The following is a 13,910-nucleotide window of genomic DNA, read 5'->3' as shown; positions in this document are numbered from 1 at the left end:
GCGGCGATCGACCACGACGAGGGAGGATCTGGTGACGACACCGGCGGGCGACACGATCGTGATCGGCAACGGCGCTCTGGGCAGCGCGATCAGTCTCGAGTTGGCACGGCGCGGTCACCGCGTCACCCGGCTCGGCCGCGCGGCCCGGCCCCTGGCCGCGAGCACGGCGGCCGGCGCGATGCTGGGATGCTTCGGCGAGGTGACGACGAGTGTCCTCGCCTCCGAGCACGGCCGCGCGAAGCTCGCCATGGACATCGAGGCACGACGCTTCTGGCCGGAGTGGGACGAGCTGCTCGCGGACGCCTCCGGTGACGAGGAGTCGCTCTTCACCTCGGACGGGACGACGGTCATCCTGAACTCCGCCGGTTCCCGCGCCGTCGACAGCGGGAACTACGCGGCGATCATCTCCTCGCTCGACGAGGCGCAGGAGCCCTACGAGGACGTCGACGCCGACGCCATCGACTGGCTGGATCCGAACGACCTCGTGCGCCCTCTCCGTGCGCTGCACATCCCGGGGGAGCGCTCGGTCGACTCCCACCGGCTCCTGGTCAAGTCCGATGCTGCTCTCGCGCGCTACGGCGGAGTCGTCGACGAGCGCGAAGCGCGCCGGGTTGTCGTCACGGCGGGCCGTCTCACCGGCGTCGAACTCGTCGACGGGACGGTCCTCACGGCCGGCTCCGTGGTCATCGCCGCCGGTGCCCGCTCGCTCTCCCTCCTCGACGACGTGCCGGACATCCGCGCGAAGATCCCTCCGATGGTGAGCGGCTACGGGGTGTCCGTCCTGCTCGAGCCGGAGGAGAGGCCTCTTCCGCGCACCGTGATCCGGACTCCCAACCGGGCCTTCGCCTGCGGGCTCCACGCTGTCCCCCGGGACGACTCCACGCTGTACGTCGGCGCGACGAACATCGTCTCGCCGGAGCCCCGCGAGACCGCCGCACTCGGTGACCTGCAGTTCCTCATCGGCTGCGCGATCGACCAGCTGCACACGAACCTCGCCGAGGCCGCGCTCCTGCGCGTGCAGGTCGGCAATCGGCCGATCCCCGCCGACGGCTTCCCGTTGATCGGTCCGACCGGCATCGACGGCCTGTTCCTCGCGACCGGCACCTACCGCGACGGCCTGCACCAGTCGCCGCTGATCGCCGGCCACGTCGCAGGACTGGTCGAGGGCAGCGAGGGGCACTGGTCGTTCCTGCGCGACTTCGAGCCGGTGCGTGCGCCGCTGGCCACGGGAGACCGTGCGTCGGTCGTCGAGACGACCGTGGAGCACATGATGGCGACGGGGTGGGAGTACCGCTGGAACGTCATCTCCGAATGGCCGCCGCGCATCGAGCGCCATCTGCACCGTCACTACGCCGAGCTGGTCGACGGCCTGCACGAGACGTTCACTCCGCCGGCCGAGCTGGTCGCCGCGATGAGCGCGCCGATCCGGGCTCGACTCGAGCGCTACTACGGAGAGTGGTCGTGACGGTCGCACGCGCGACTCTCCAGCGCGAGGTGACGCGACGGCTCACTCGAGCCGGTGTCTGGGACCCGGAGGGCGACGCCCGCGCGCTCCTGGACCGCTTCCTCGGACCGGACGATGCGGCCTCGGCCCAGGCAGAGCTGGAGCGTGCCGTCGCCGAGCGCGAGGAGCGGATCCCGCTGGAGCACATCGTCGGAATGGCACTCGTGGACGGAGCGACGTACACAGTCGGCACGGGAGCGTTCATCCCGCGCGCGGAGAGCACGCGGATCATCGAGCTCGCGGCGGCGCCGGAGATCCTGAGGCGGGGCGGCGCCGTCCTCGACCTGTGCGCGGGCGTCGGGACTCTCGGGATCGGCATCGCTCTGCGCCGGCCCGATGCGCGCGTCACCCTGATCGAGCGCGACGAGGTGCCGATGCGCTACCTGCGCCGCAACATCGCCCGTCTGCTCGGTTCGGAGCGGTCCTCGGTCACCGCCGTGCAGGCCGACCTCTACGAGACGGACGCGCGGGGACTGGCTCCGGCGGACGTCGTGGTCGCGAACGCGCCGTATGTTCCGCAGGACCTGCGGCTCCTGCCGGAGTGGGCGGAGCATCAGCCGCGAGAGGCCCTCTACGGAGGCGGCGACGGCCTCGATCTGATCCGGCGCGCGGTCGAGGTCGCCCGCACGGTCCTGCCGGCGCAGGGCACGCTTCTGCTCGAGCACGATCGCGCTCAACCCGAGGCCGTGCGTGCGCTGCTGGAGGCGCAGGGTTTCGCCGAGGTCCAGACCGTCCTCGACTCCGCCGGTGAGACCCGCATCACCCGGGCGGCACGGCGATGAGGGCTGCGGAGGCATCGACGAGTTGGATGCACCGACGGCTCGAGAGCGCGTCGGACGCCCTGGATCGGGCCTTCGAGGAGGGACTGACCGGGCACGTCGTCGTCGGCCGGGACGGGAAGCGGGTCACGCTCGAGGACGGCAGCGAGACGATCGAGTTCGTCTCCTGCTCCTACCTCGGACTCGAGACGCATCCGAGGCTCGTCGAGGCGGCTCACCGCGCCCTCGACGAGTTCGGACTGCACCTCTCGTCGTCGCGCAACCGGATGCGGCCGCGGTACCTCGGCGAGCTCGAGGCGCTCCTCCGCGAGGTCTACGCGGGCGCGCCGGTCTGCGTCTTCACCTCGACCAGTAGCGTGCATCTGGGAGTGCTGCCCGTGCTCGGCGCGAACGGCCTGCCCGGCTACCCGGTCGAGGGGCGGGTCGAGTTCCTCGTGGACCGCACGGCGCACGCGTCGATGCAGGTGCTGCGCGGCATCCTCGACCAGCTGGGGCCGACCACGAGGGTCGACGTCGCCGAGACGCTCGCGGTCGAGGAGCGCCTCGCCGCTGTCCGTCGCGCGGGCGGCACGCCGATCCTCCTCGTCGACGGAGTCGGCTCGATGAGCGGGCTCGTGCCGGTCGTGGAGCTGGCGGACCGGCTCGCGGCGGCCGGGGGATACCTGTACGTCGACGACGCGCACGGCATCTCCATCGACGGACCGGCCGGAGCCGGCTGGGCGTTCACCGCGTTCGGCGGCCGGCTCCCCGACAATGTCGTCCTCGCCGGCTCCCTGTCGAAGGCGTTCGGAGGCTCCGGCGGATTCGCCGTGGTCGCGGGCGATGACGACGTCCGGGCTCTGCGCACATCGGCCAATCCGCTGGTGTTCGGCCACTCGATCATGCTCCCGATGCTGGCGGCCGACGTGGCGGCCGCCGAGATGCACCTCTCGGGCGAGGTCGTACCCCTGCAGGAGCGGCTGTGGTCGAACATCGCGCGATTCGACGACGCTCTCAGCGGGCGGGTCCTCAACGAGGGACTGCGCTCTCCTGTCCGCGGCGTCCGCTTCGCGCGCGAGGCGGAGGGGCTTGCGGCCGCGCGACGCCTCCGCGCCGAGGGGATCATCATGCTCCCCGCCTTCTACCCGACGGTGGAACAGGGCTCTGCGCTGCTGCGCTTCGCGATCTCGGCGCTGCACACTCCCGAGCAGATCGACCGCGCCGCCGCGGCGGTCGCGAGCGACGGAACGACGGCCTCATCGGGGTCGGGGGAGCGTGCGCGATGACCGCGACGGATACTCGGGTGGCGACCCTCCGCGACCGCCGGCTGGTGGTCTTCTCGGCCTCGTACTTCGTCACCTACCTCGGTGACGGCATCTTCTACGTCTGCGCCGCGCTCTTCTTCACCCAGATCCTCGACGTCTCCCCGGTGGTCTACGGCGCCGTCCTGACCGCGTCGTGGCTCGTCGCGATGGCGCTCAGTGTGCCCGCGGGTCATCTCGCGGACCGCTCCGACCCTCGGATCGTGGCGGCGGTGATGCTGCTCGCCTGCGGAGCCTCGGTCGCGGCGTTCGTCGTCGTTCCGAGCATCGTGGTCTTCGCCGTCGCCTCGGTCGTGCTCGCGGTCTGCACTCAGGGCACTCAGTCGGCACGAGCGGCGGTCATCGGACGGACCTTCCGTCCGGAGATCGTGACCCGCGTACGTGCCGTTCTGACCGCTACGAGCAACTCGGGTCTCGCGCTCGGGGCGGTCGTCGGCGGCATCGCCCTGGAGAGTGCGGACGAGGCGGTCTTCCGGGCGGTCTTCCTCATCGACGCCGTGACCTTTGTGGTGTCGGCCGGGCTGGTGCTCGCAACGAGGACGGGACCGGCGCCGGAGCGCGAGGAGGGCGGGCGCGGCGGGTCGCTGCGGAGCATGCTCGGAGTCTTCCGGGACGGCCCGTACGTGGGTCTCGGCATCGCGAACGGTGTGCTCTCGCTGCACATCACGCTGATCGACGTCGCTCTCCCCCTCTGGATCGTGCGCGACACCCAGGCGCCCACATGGTCGGTGGCGCTCGTCTTCGTGATCAACACCGCACTCGTCGTGCTGCTGCAGTACCGGGTCGCGCGCGAGGTGACCGGCGTCCTCGTCGGAGTCCGGCGGCTGCGATGGGCGGGACTGCTGCTGCTCGCCGCGATGGCGCTGTTCGGCGCAGCGAGCCTGCCGACGAGCCCGGAGCCGGCGATCGCGGTGCTCGTCGGCGCGGCCGTGGTCCTGACCTTCGGCGAGATGATCCAGACCTCGAGCATGACGGAGATCAGCTTCCGGCTGGTCCCCGATCAGCGGTACGGCCAGTACCAGGGCTTCTTCGGTATGGGCGGCACGCTCGCGGAGGCGCTCGGCCCGCTGGTGGTGACCTGGATCGTGCTGGGGCACGGGGTCCTGGGCTGGACGCTGCTGGGCCTCGCCCTGCTCCTCGCTGCGGCATCGGTCGGCCCCATCGTCACGCGCGCCCTCCGCTCGCCGATCGCCAGGGAGAACCTCACGTGAGCGCGCCAGCGGAGAGCGTGCTCGTGATCAGCGCCAGCGCGCGCACGCTCTGGAAGGTGCGCGACGCCGGCCTCGCCGTCGTGCACATCGAGGATCCGACCATGGCTGCTCCGGCGAGCGCTGCGCTCTGTGTGCGCTCCCTGCGCCACACGCTCACCGACGTCCCCGCCCTGGTGCGGCTCGCCGAGCAGCTCCATGCCGAGCACCGTTTCTCGGGGGTCGTGACGAACCACGAGCCCGCGATAGCAGCGGCCCAAGCGATCGCCGACACGCTGGGCCTGCCGAGCAGCGGTGTCGGAGCGCTGCTGCGCGACAAGGCCGCGCTGCGTCGCGCGCTCGCCGGCTCGCGCCTCGCGCTCCCGTGGGCGGTGCTGTCCTCGCGTGCCGACCTGACCTCCTTCGTGCGCGAGCACGGGCTGCCGTTGATCGTGAAGCCGACGAGCGGCTCGGCGAGTCTCGGAGTGTTCCCTGTCCGGGAGGCTCGCGAACTCGACGCCGTGTGGGCGCAGGTCCGGTCCCTGCTCGAGGAGGGGCACCGGTACAGCGCCGTCCTCCCGGTGTTCGGGTTCATGATCGAGCGGTACGTGGACGGTCCCGAGTTCAGTGTGGAGAGCGTCAGCACGGACGGGCGGCACGAGTTCCTGGCGATCGTCGAGAAGACGACCAACGAGCACCGGGTGGAAGTCGCGCACACCGTCCCCGCCCGACTCTCCGGTGAGGGGGCCCGCCGGGTCATGGACGCGGTCCGAGAGCTCCTCGATCGGATCGGCTTCCGCGCGGGCCCGGCGCACACCGAGGTGATCCTGGGTGCGGACGGAGTCGTCGTCGTCGAATCGCACGCCCGCACCGGCGGAGACGGCATCCCGGCCCTGGTCGCCGCGGTGACCGGACGCGACGCAGAGAGGGAGCTCATCGCCCTCGCGACCGGCCGGCCGGTCCCACCGTCGGAGCCGCCCACGGCCGTCGCGATCAGCAAGCGCTTCCTGGAAGCGCGGACGGGCACGGTGGTCTCCATCTCGGGAGTGGAGGCGGCCCGCGCGCTCGCCGGGGTCCGTGAGGTCATGGTCGCGGTCGAGCCGGGCGATCAGGTTCAGGACGCCGACGCCAGCTGGTGGCGGGTCGGAGAGGTCGTCGCCGCGGCAGCATCCGCCCAGGCCGCCGAGGACCTCGCTGCGCGGGCCGCCGCGATGATCCGGATCGAGGTGCGCTGAATGCGTCTCGAACCGCTGCCCACCGAGCAGTCTGCTCTGGACGCCGCGCAGGACCGGTCCTTCGCCGCCATGCGCGACGCGATCGCGGCGTCGGAGACCTGCACCGCGTACACCCGGGTGGTCGACGCCCTCCGTCCCGATCGGATCGACGAGATCGAGGTCCTCGACCGGGCCCGGCTCGCTGCCTGGGGTGCAGACGCGGTCGCGCCCAACAGCATCACGACAGGAGACGTCCGCATCGTTCTGCGCTCGAGCGGATCCTCCGGGTCGATCCGCACGGTCCGCCACTCCGCCGGCTTCAACGACCAGGTGGGCTTCCTCGGCGCCCGAGGCATCGGGATGGGCGGCCTTCCCCGCAATCCCCTGGTCGTCAACGCGCTCGCTCCCGGCGACCTCTTCGGCGGATTCGGCTTCGCCGAGGACGCCCTGGCCCGCCGAGGCGCGGCGGTGCTGCCGGCGGGAAGCGCGATGGATCCCGATGCGCTCGCCGACGTGATGGCGGGCGAGCGAGTGGACGCGATCGTGGCCGTTCCCGGCCAGATCGGACTGCTCCACGCCCGACGTCCCGAGGCTTTCGACTCGATCCGAGTCGCCTACTACCTGGGAGATCGCCCGCGGCGGGACCTTCGGAGCGCGCTGGCCGCGAGCGGCGTGGAGCTGCGCTCCTTCGCGCTGAGCACGACCGAGACCGGGCCGATCGGATTCCAGTGCGAGCACCTCAGCGGCCCGGACCACCACCTCCACGAAGACCTCGTGCACGTGCAGATCCTCGGCCCGGACGGGCGGCCGGTGCCTGAGGGAGTGCTGGGGACGGTGGCCGTGACGCCTCTGGTCGACAGCGGACTCGCGCTTGTCAGGTACCTGGTCGGGGACGAGGGCACGCAGCTCGGCCGCCGGTGCCGGTGCGGCTCGCCGTCGATGGTGCTCCGGCTCGGCTCTCGCGAAGGGACCTCGACGAACATCCGCGGCACTCTCGTGACCGAGGCCATGGTCCGCGGCGCACTCCCGGTGGCGTCCTCCGACGTGCAGCTCGTCGTGGAGGACGACGGGCAGCGGTTCGGCCTCGTGCTCTGCGGACCCGGCGCCGCCGGAGTCGAGGACTCGACGCTCGCCCCGTCCTTCCTGGCCGAGCCGACGCTCGCCAAGGTCCTCCGGACGCGGGGATTCGCCGGGATCCGGATCGACCGCGACCGCTCGCCCGCGCACGATCGGCGCGGCAAACAGCCCTTTTTCTTCCGAGGAGGAACAGACCGATGACCCAGAGTGCCAGCCAGATCCTCGCACCCGACCGCGCCCGCCTCGACGAGCTCGATCGGCAGCTCCTCGACCTCCTCGTCGAGAGGATGGGCGTGTGCCTGACCATCGCCGACCTGAAAGCGCAGCACCGGATCCCCATGATGCAGCCGGGGAGGGTCTCCCTCGTCATCGAGCGCGCCAGGGCGCGGGCGGTCGGTGAGGGGCTCGATCCGGAGTATCTCGGCGGGGTCTTCCGCCTGGTGATCGACGCGACGTGTGCGGCGGAGGACGCTCGAATGGCGTCGGGGGAGCGGGGTGAGGCATGAGCCGGGTGCTGGTGATCGACAACTTCGACTCGTTCACGAACAACATCGTCCAATACCTGCACGAGATCACGGGCGAACGTCCGATCGTCGTGGACAACCGGACGCGCTACGAGGATCTCCCCCTGGGCGAGGTCGACTCCGTCGTGATCTCGCCCGGCCCGGGCCATCCGTCCGTGCCGGAGGACTTCGGTGTCTGCCGGGAGGTGATCGAGCGTCATCCGCTTCCGATCCTGGGTGTCTGCCTCGGGCACCAGGGGATCGCCGTGGCGTTCGGCGGCAGCGTCGTCCACGCCCCCGAGCCCGTGCACGGGATGATCGAGGAGATCTCCCACAACGGAACGGGGCTCTTCACCGGGCTCCCCGCGCCGCTCCGCGTCGTCCGCTACCACTCGCTGGTCGCCACAGACCTGCCGCCGGAGATCGAGGTGACCGCTCGCTCCGCGGACGGTCTGGTGATGGCCCTCCGCCATCGCACGCTCCCGATCTGGGGCGTGCAGTTCCATCCGGAGTCGATCGACACCGACGGCGGCCGGGCCCTGCTGAGCAATTTCCTCGATCTCGCCGGGGGTCGGGCGGGCGCCGACTCTGTGACGGCTGCCTTCGAGCGGGTCGGCGGTGTCCTGCGCGGTGTCGTCCACGTCACGGAGGTCGACTGGCCCCGCGATCTCTCCGCTCATTTCCGGCAGGCCAGGGCCGCAGGCGCACGGTTCTGGCTCGACGCCGAGAACAGCGAGCACCCCGATGCCGGCTACTCACTCATGGGGATCGGCGGGCGCGACGTCACGCTCGCCTACGAGGTCTCGACGCGGCGGCTCTCGCTCCACGGACCGCTGGGCTCCGACTCCGTGACGGGCGATCTCTTCCTGCTCCTGGACCAGCTCCTCGCCGCGTCCGCGGTGCGCGAGGCCGACGGGCCGACGCCGTTCACGTCGGGCTTCGTCGGCTACCTCGGCTACGAGCTGAAGGAGCTGGTCGGCGCAGGTCCGAGCCGACGCTCCGAGGTGCCCGACGCGGGCTTCGCCTGGGCGCCGTCCTTCCTCGTCTTCGACCACCGGAGCCGCCGCGCCTGGCGTCACGACGTCGCCACGGGCGGAGCCGTCCCGCACCCGCCCGCTCCGATCGCCGCGGTGGAGGAGCCGGACGCGCAGTACACGCCCGGCCCGGTGCCGGAAGCCGCAGTGAACCTCCGCGACGGCCACCGCGCGTACGTGAGCAAGATCGAGGAGGCGAAGCGGCTCATCCGCGACGGCGAGTCCTACGAGGTCTGCCTGACCAACTCGGCGACGGCGCCGGCTCCCGCCGACCCCCTCGAGGCCTATGAGCGGATGCGCTCGGTGAGCCCGGTGCCCTACGGTGCCTTCCTCGAGCTCCCCGGCCTGGCGATCCTCAGCTCGTCTCCCGAGACCTTCCTGCGCATCGGCGCCGACGCAACGGTGGTGACGCGGCCGATCAAGGGCACCCGCCCTCGCGGCCCGGACCCGGTCGCCGACCAGCGGCTGCGCGAGGAACTCGCGTCGAGCAGGAAGGACCGGGCCGAGAACCTGATGATCGTCGATCTCGTCCGGCACGATCTGAACGCCGTCTGCGAGCCCGGATCCGTGACTGTTCCCTCGCCGTTCGAGATCCAGTCCTTCCCCTCGGTCCACCAGCTGGTGTCGACCGTCGTCGGCGTGCGGGCGGAGGGTGTGAGTTCCGTCGACGTCGTCCGCTCCTGCTTCCCGCCCGGCTCGATGACCGGCGCTCCCAAGCGGCGGACGATGGAGATCATCGACAGGCTTGAGGGCGCCGCGCGCGGGCCGTACTCCGGCGCGCTCGGGTGGTTCGACCACTCGGGGGCGATCACCCTGAGCGTAGTGATCCGCACGGTCGTGGTGACCGGCGACCGGGCGACGTTCGGCGTCGGCGGCGCGATCACCGCGCTCTCCGACCCCGAGGACGAGTTCGAGGAGACCCTCGTCAAGGCGAGCGTCCCCGCCCACGGTGTGTGCCGCTCCCCGGTGCTCCAGCGGCAGCCGGCGAGCGTCGGAGTAGGAGAATGAGCGCGGCGGTCGTGATCGGTGGCGCCGGGATCGTGGGCACGTGGCTCCGGGAGGTGCTGCAGCACGCTGGCTGGTCGGTGGTCGCGGTCGACACCGCCGGTGCTGAGCTCGACGCCGACGCTCGCGGCTCGGATCCGCGACTGCGCCGGCTCGTGGCCGAGGCCGATCTGGTGGCGCTCGCTCTGCCGGAGGACGTCGTCCTCGAGGTGGCCGACTCGATCGAGCCCCTGCTGCGCTCCGACGCTCTGCTCGTCTCCACCGCCTCCGTGCAGTCTCCGCTCTTCGACACGGCCGCCGGCCGTCGTCGTCGACGCCGACTCGTCGGCTGCAACCCGATGTTCCGGCCGACGCTCAGCACGGCGGGGCGGCGGGTCCTTCTGGTGACCACGGCGGATGCCGACGAAACGGCCGCCCTGCCCCTCCGCGACGCGCTGCAGAGCAGCGGCGCTCTCGTCGAGCTCCTCGACCCGGCCGATCACGACGCCTGATGGCGGTCACCCAGGTGCTGCCGCACGCGGCGCTCCTCGCGGTCGCGTCGGTGCTCGCCTCCTCCTCGATCGACCCCGCCCTGGTCTGGCGTCTTGCGCCCCCACCGGCGCGGACGGTGCTGGCCTGCGCCGCCCGCATCCTGGAGGCGAACCCGCACGTGTACGCCGACATCCAACGCGCCGACGGTGCTGCCGAGATCCGTGCGCGGCTGGCCGACGGCGTGCTGGCGCTCGGCACGGACACGACGGGCGAGCTGGCCGAGAGGCTCACCGCCCTGCGCGGGTCGCTCTCGGAGATCGTCGCGCCTGCGGCCGCGCTGGCCGCCGAGCTCTTCGAGCACGACGGCCCGACGGCCCCGGCGAGCAGAGCGGAATCGGACTCGTGACCCACTTCGTCGTCTTCGGCGAGCCCTTCGACTTCGCCGAGCGCGCCCACCGGCGCTTCGCGCACAGCACCGTGACCCTGGTGGTGGAGGCGAGCCGGGTCGGGCGCACGACCGGAGTCGACACCGTCGACGCGGTGATCGAGGTCGCGGATGCCGCCCACGACCCGGACGCGCTCAGCGAGGCGGTCGCGCGACGGGGCCCGACGCCGACCCACGTCGTCGCCCTGGTCGACCACCTGGCGCTCCTCGCCGCCCGCTTCGCGGAGCGCACCGGACTCGTCTTCCACTCGGTGGCGACCATCACCGCCATCGGCGACAAAGGCGCGATGCGGCGGCGCCTCGCGGGTGACCCCGACCTCGCAGTCCGGTCCGCGATGGCCCACGACGAGGCGTCACTGCGCACGGCCGCCGCGGCGATCGGGTTCCCGCTCGTGGTGAAGCCGTCCGATTCGACGGGGTCGCAGGGGGTCAGCGTCCTCCGTTCCGAGGACGGGCTGTCGGCGGCGGGAGAGCGCGCGCTGGCGGTGTCGGCCGCCGTGCTCGTCGAGGAGTTCCTCGACGGCCCGCAGTACAGCGTGGAGGCGTTCTCGGAGGACGGGACGCACGTCGTCCTCGCCGTCACACGGAAGTACTCCGATCCGCGCACACTCGTCGAGATGGGGCACGTGCTGCCGGCGGATCTCCCCGACGCCGTGCGGACGGAGTTCGCCGAGCGCACCCGCCGGCTCCTCCGCACACTCGGGCTGCGCTACGGCCCCTCGCACACCGAGTTCGTCCTGACCGAGCGCGGCCCCGTGCCGCTGGAGACGCATGCTCGGGTCGGCGGCGACGACATCTACCTGATGGTCGCGGACGGTCGTGGCGTCGATATGGACGCGCTCCAGGTCGAGCAGATCTTCGGCGACCGAGTGCTCGACAGGCTCGTGCCGGTGCAGCGGTCGGCGCAGGCGATCTGGTTCGGCGCGGCGGAGGAGGCCTCCTCCTTCCGAATGCCCGACGATTCCGCCGAGCCCACCACGACCGCAGTCGTGTGGCTGCGCCGCGACTCTGCTCCCGCACTGCGCTCCTCGGGCGACCGTGTACTCCAGGTCAGAGCGGAGGCGTCCACCGCGGCCTCCGCGCTCGAGGCCGCGCGGTCCCACGCCGAGCAGCTCGCTCGCGCCGCAGGCCTCTCCCCGCGCCTGACCCGGCTCGACGAGCTCGTCTGACCCGCCCCGCGACGGGAGCCGACGCTCCGATCGCACCCCTCGCTTCCCCGCCCCGCCTTCACAAGACAGCATGTCCGACACCCCGACGACACTCCGCCTCTTCACCTCCGAATCGGTGACGGAGGGGCACCCCGACACGATCTGCGACCAGATCTCGGATCGGATCCTCGACGCCGTCCTCGCCCTCGATCCGCACGCGTGCGTCGCCGTGGAGACGATGATGACGACCGGTCTCGTCCACGTCGCCGGGGAGGTGACGACCTCCGGCTACGTGGAGATCCCGACCGTCGTCCGCGACGTGATCACCGGCATCGGCTACACCTCGTCGGACGTCTCGTTCGACGGACGCACCTGCGGCGTCGACGTCTCCCTCGGCGCGCAGTCTCCGGAGATCGCGCTCGGTTACCGTGAAACGGCCTCTACCGCGAAAGGGCCTGTACCGTGAAACGCGGGGGAATTGAGGAACAGACAGCACAGGGGAGCGGGATGAGCAGTATCGACGATGTGGACTACACGAACTGGGACTGGCTTCCCCGCGCGGCGGAGGAGGTCGAGAGCTATGTCCGCCGCTTGCTCGCGGAGTCGAGCATCCAGCCGCACGCCGTGTCGGCGCGAGCGAAATCGATAGCGTCCTTCCAGCGGAAGCAGCGGCTGAAGAAGTACACGGATCCCATGGCGAAGATCACGGACATCGTCGCGATCCGCATCATCACGTACTCGAATACGGACAGAGACCGCGTGGGGGAGCTGATCCGCTCCCGATTCGCCGTCCTGACCGGTGAGGATCGGAATCCCGGGGATGAGAAGCCGCCGCGCCTGCGCGGATACGACTGCCTGCACATCGTCGTCTCCGGAGAAGTCGACGGCCACGACTCCGACTGGGTCGTCTCCGGCGGAGAGCTCGAGCGCTACTTCACGACGTTCGGAGGCCTCGAGATCCAGATCCGCACAGTGGCAGGACATGCGTGGGCGGAATTCGAGCACGCGAGACGCTACAAGGGCGCGCAGTACGAGGCGGTCGGCAAGCAGGACAAGGAGACGATCGACCAGCTCTTCGGCGCGGCGTCCGACGCGCGACGCGCACTCGATGAGACGTTCGTGGCCATCGATCGGATTCTCGCGCGACCGACGATCGACAGTGAGAGGCCGCACATCCAGGTCCGAGTCGAGCCGGAGGCCGTGCACGGGGAGACCCTGTCGACTCCGCTGGACAAGGATGCACTCTCCGACTTCCTGCAGTCGCGGTTCCCCGACGACACCGACGGCAGCCAAATAGGGATCGAATTCGGAATCGAACTCGCGCGCTGCTGCGGGATCGACACGGTCGAGCTGCTCGAATCGGCGTTGGAGGACGTCGACAGCGAGCAGGTGCGAGCGCTGATGGAATCGGGTGGTCCGGTCACTCGAGTCCGGCGTCTCGACGACGAGATGCTCGCCCACTTCGGGCAGGACTACATCGAGAAGACCAAGAATGCGGGAAATGTCCAGCATCGAGGGCGTCAGCTCGAGTGGCGCTACGACCGTTTGCGGGGAAAGACGCGGTACAGGACCTATCTTCTGCTCAGCCGCACACGGCAGGCGGAGTTCGACGCGGGGCCGTACACAGCGGTCGGCGCGCTGCGGGAAGTCGCGAGGATCCTCGCGAGTGAACTCGGGAGGGAGGCCGTCGCTCTTCCGGGATTCGTCTCATCGGAGCCTGATCTGCCCGCGAGGACGAGGGCGAAGAGGGTCTCGATCGACGGCGACTCGGATATCTGGGTGATCTCGAACCTCGGCCGCGAGGCAGTGGAGGGAGTCATGGCGGAACTGCTCTCGCGGGTCCGTCCCTTCGACCTCCGTGTCGCCAGGGGCGACGTCGTGGTCGCCGACGGTCGGAGCGAACGCCTCCGTCGCGAGGCTGACGAGACCGCGTCGGACCTGCGTCGGTGACTCGATCCCGACCGATGGTGCTGACGGCTGCGCCGGGATCGGGGCGGGGAGACCCGCGCGTCTCCGCTCACCGTCCGCACCAGCACCCGCGAGTCGGGGCTCGACGGTGGCGGCCCTCGCGGCCGGATCTGTCTAGGCTCGCCCCATGACTCGACTCGACGGTGCCGTCGTCCTCGTCCTCGGAGCGTCAGGCGGCCTCGGCCGTCTCCTCGCGGACTCGCTGGAGGCGCAGGGCGCGACCGCTGTGCGCGCGGGCCGCGACGCCTCCGTTCTCGGCCCGGCGCCTCTCGTC

The 13,910-nt window shown here is 71.1% G+C and carries 12 protein-coding genes and 1 pseudogene; all 13 read left to right on the top strand.

The genetic code is table 11. The features are described from left to right. Positions 1 to 31 precede the first annotated feature (31 nt). Positions 32 to 1,465, top strand: a complete 1,434-nt coding sequence (locus ACH61_RS00380) for an NAD(P)/FAD-dependent oxidoreductase (RefSeq protein WP_082844894.1) — start codon at positions 32 to 34, stop codon at positions 1,463 to 1,465. After that, positions 1,462 to 2,286 carry a N5-glutamine methyltransferase family protein gene (locus ACH61_RS00375; RefSeq protein WP_132504073.1) on the top strand — a complete coding sequence of 275 codons (825 nt, stop codon included), beginning with the start codon at positions 1,462 to 1,464 and terminating at the stop codon, positions 2,284 to 2,286. Before ACH61_RS00380 ends, ACH61_RS00375 begins: the two co-directional genes overlap by 4 nt. Beyond that, positions 2,283 to 3,548 carry an aminotransferase class I/II-fold pyridoxal phosphate-dependent enzyme gene (locus ACH61_RS00370; RefSeq protein ID WP_068207183.1) on the top strand — a complete coding sequence of 422 codons (1,266 nt, stop codon included), beginning with the start codon at positions 2,283 to 2,285 and terminating at the stop codon, positions 3,546 to 3,548. Before ACH61_RS00375 ends, ACH61_RS00370 begins: the two co-directional genes overlap by 4 nt. Beyond that, positions 3,545 to 4,795 carry an MFS transporter gene (locus ACH61_RS00365; protein WP_068207180.1) on the top strand — a complete coding sequence of 417 codons (1,251 nt, stop codon included), beginning with the start codon at positions 3,545 to 3,547 and terminating at the stop codon, positions 4,793 to 4,795. Before ACH61_RS00370 ends, ACH61_RS00365 begins: the two co-directional genes overlap by 4 nt. Beyond that, positions 4,792 to 6,006: an ATP-grasp domain-containing protein gene (locus tag ACH61_RS00360; RefSeq protein ID WP_132504075.1), complete on the top strand. Its 1,215-nt coding sequence runs from the start codon at positions 4,792 to 4,794 to the stop codon at positions 6,004 to 6,006. The genes ACH61_RS00365 and ACH61_RS00360 overlap by 4 nt, the downstream gene beginning before the upstream one ends. Then, positions 6,007 to 7,263, top strand: coding sequence for a phenylacetate--CoA ligase family protein (locus ACH61_RS17180; RefSeq protein WP_068207175.1), 1,257 nt, complete (start codon positions 6,007 to 6,009; stop codon positions 7,261 to 7,263). Next, positions 7,260 to 7,568 carry a chorismate mutase gene (locus tag ACH61_RS00350; protein WP_068207172.1) on the top strand — a complete coding sequence of 103 codons (309 nt, stop codon included), beginning with the start codon at positions 7,260 to 7,262 and terminating at the stop codon, positions 7,566 to 7,568. The genes ACH61_RS17180 and ACH61_RS00350 overlap by 4 nt, the downstream gene beginning before the upstream one ends. Beyond that, the gene (gene pabB / locus ACH61_RS00345) at positions 7,565 to 9,607 is read left to right on the top strand and encodes an aminodeoxychorismate synthase component I (protein ID WP_068207170.1); all 2,043 of its coding nucleotides are present in this window, start codon (positions 7,565 to 7,567) and stop codon (positions 9,605 to 9,607) included. Before ACH61_RS00350 ends, pabB begins: the two co-directional genes overlap by 4 nt. Further along, a complete protein-coding gene (locus ACH61_RS00340) occupies positions 9,604 to 10,095 on the top strand; it encodes a prephenate dehydrogenase/arogenate dehydrogenase family protein (RefSeq protein ID WP_068207167.1) in 492 nt (163 codons plus the stop codon). The genes pabB and ACH61_RS00340 overlap by 4 nt, the downstream gene beginning before the upstream one ends. Further along, the gene (locus tag ACH61_RS00335; protein ID WP_068207164.1) at positions 10,095 to 10,481 is read left to right on the top strand and encodes a prephenate dehydrogenase dimerization domain-containing protein; all 387 of its coding nucleotides are present in this window, start codon (positions 10,095 to 10,097) and stop codon (positions 10,479 to 10,481) included. Before ACH61_RS00340 ends, ACH61_RS00335 begins: the two co-directional genes overlap by 1 nt. Beyond that, a complete protein-coding gene (locus tag ACH61_RS00330; RefSeq protein ID WP_068207162.1) occupies positions 10,478 to 11,689 on the top strand; it encodes an ATP-grasp domain-containing protein in 1,212 nt (403 codons plus the stop codon). The genes ACH61_RS00335 and ACH61_RS00330 overlap by 4 nt, the downstream gene beginning before the upstream one ends. A 70-nt stretch (positions 11,690 to 11,759) precedes the next feature. Further along, positions 11,760 to 12,122, top strand: a pseudogene (locus tag ACH61_RS00325) (S-adenosylmethionine synthetase N-terminal domain-containing protein); the annotation flags it as partial. A 53-nt stretch (positions 12,123 to 12,175) separates the two neighbouring features. Beyond that, on the top strand, positions 12,176 to 13,618 hold the full coding sequence (locus ACH61_RS00320) for a GTP pyrophosphokinase (protein WP_068207156.1): 1,443 nt from the start codon (positions 12,176 to 12,178) through the stop codon (positions 13,616 to 13,618). The last annotated feature ends 292 nt before the right edge of the window (positions 13,619 to 13,910 follow it).

Source organism: Rathayibacter tanaceti (genome assembly GCF_001634385.1).
In the GTDB taxonomy this organism is placed as follows: domain Bacteria; phylum Actinomycetota; class Actinomycetes; order Actinomycetales; family Microbacteriaceae; genus Rathayibacter; species Rathayibacter tanaceti.
This window is presented reverse-complemented; position numbering and strand designations above follow the sequence as displayed.

Coding starts and splice junctions, on each gene's coding strand:
- ACH61_RS00370 (WP_068207183.1), top strand. CDS start 2,283: ATGAGGGCTGCGGAGGCATCGACGAGTTGGATGCACCGACGGCTCGAG.
- ACH61_RS00365 (WP_068207180.1), top strand. CDS start 3,545: ATGACCGCGACGGATACTCGGGTGGCGACCCTCCGCGACCGCCGGCTG.
- ACH61_RS17180 (WP_068207175.1), top strand. CDS start 6,007: ATGCGTCTCGAACCGCTGCCCACCGAGCAGTCTGCTCTGGACGCCGCG.
- ACH61_RS00350 (WP_068207172.1), top strand. CDS start 7,260: ATGACCCAGAGTGCCAGCCAGATCCTCGCACCCGACCGCGCCCGCCTC.
- pabB (WP_068207170.1), top strand. CDS start 7,565: ATGAGCCGGGTGCTGGTGATCGACAACTTCGACTCGTTCACGAACAAC.
- ACH61_RS00340 (WP_068207167.1), top strand. CDS start 9,604: ATGAGCGCGGCGGTCGTGATCGGTGGCGCCGGGATCGTGGGCACGTGG.
- ACH61_RS00335 (WP_068207164.1), top strand. CDS start 10,095: ATGGCGGTCACCCAGGTGCTGCCGCACGCGGCGCTCCTCGCGGTCGCG.
- ACH61_RS00320 (WP_068207156.1), top strand. CDS start 12,176: ATGAGCAGTATCGACGATGTGGACTACACGAACTGGGACTGGCTTCCC.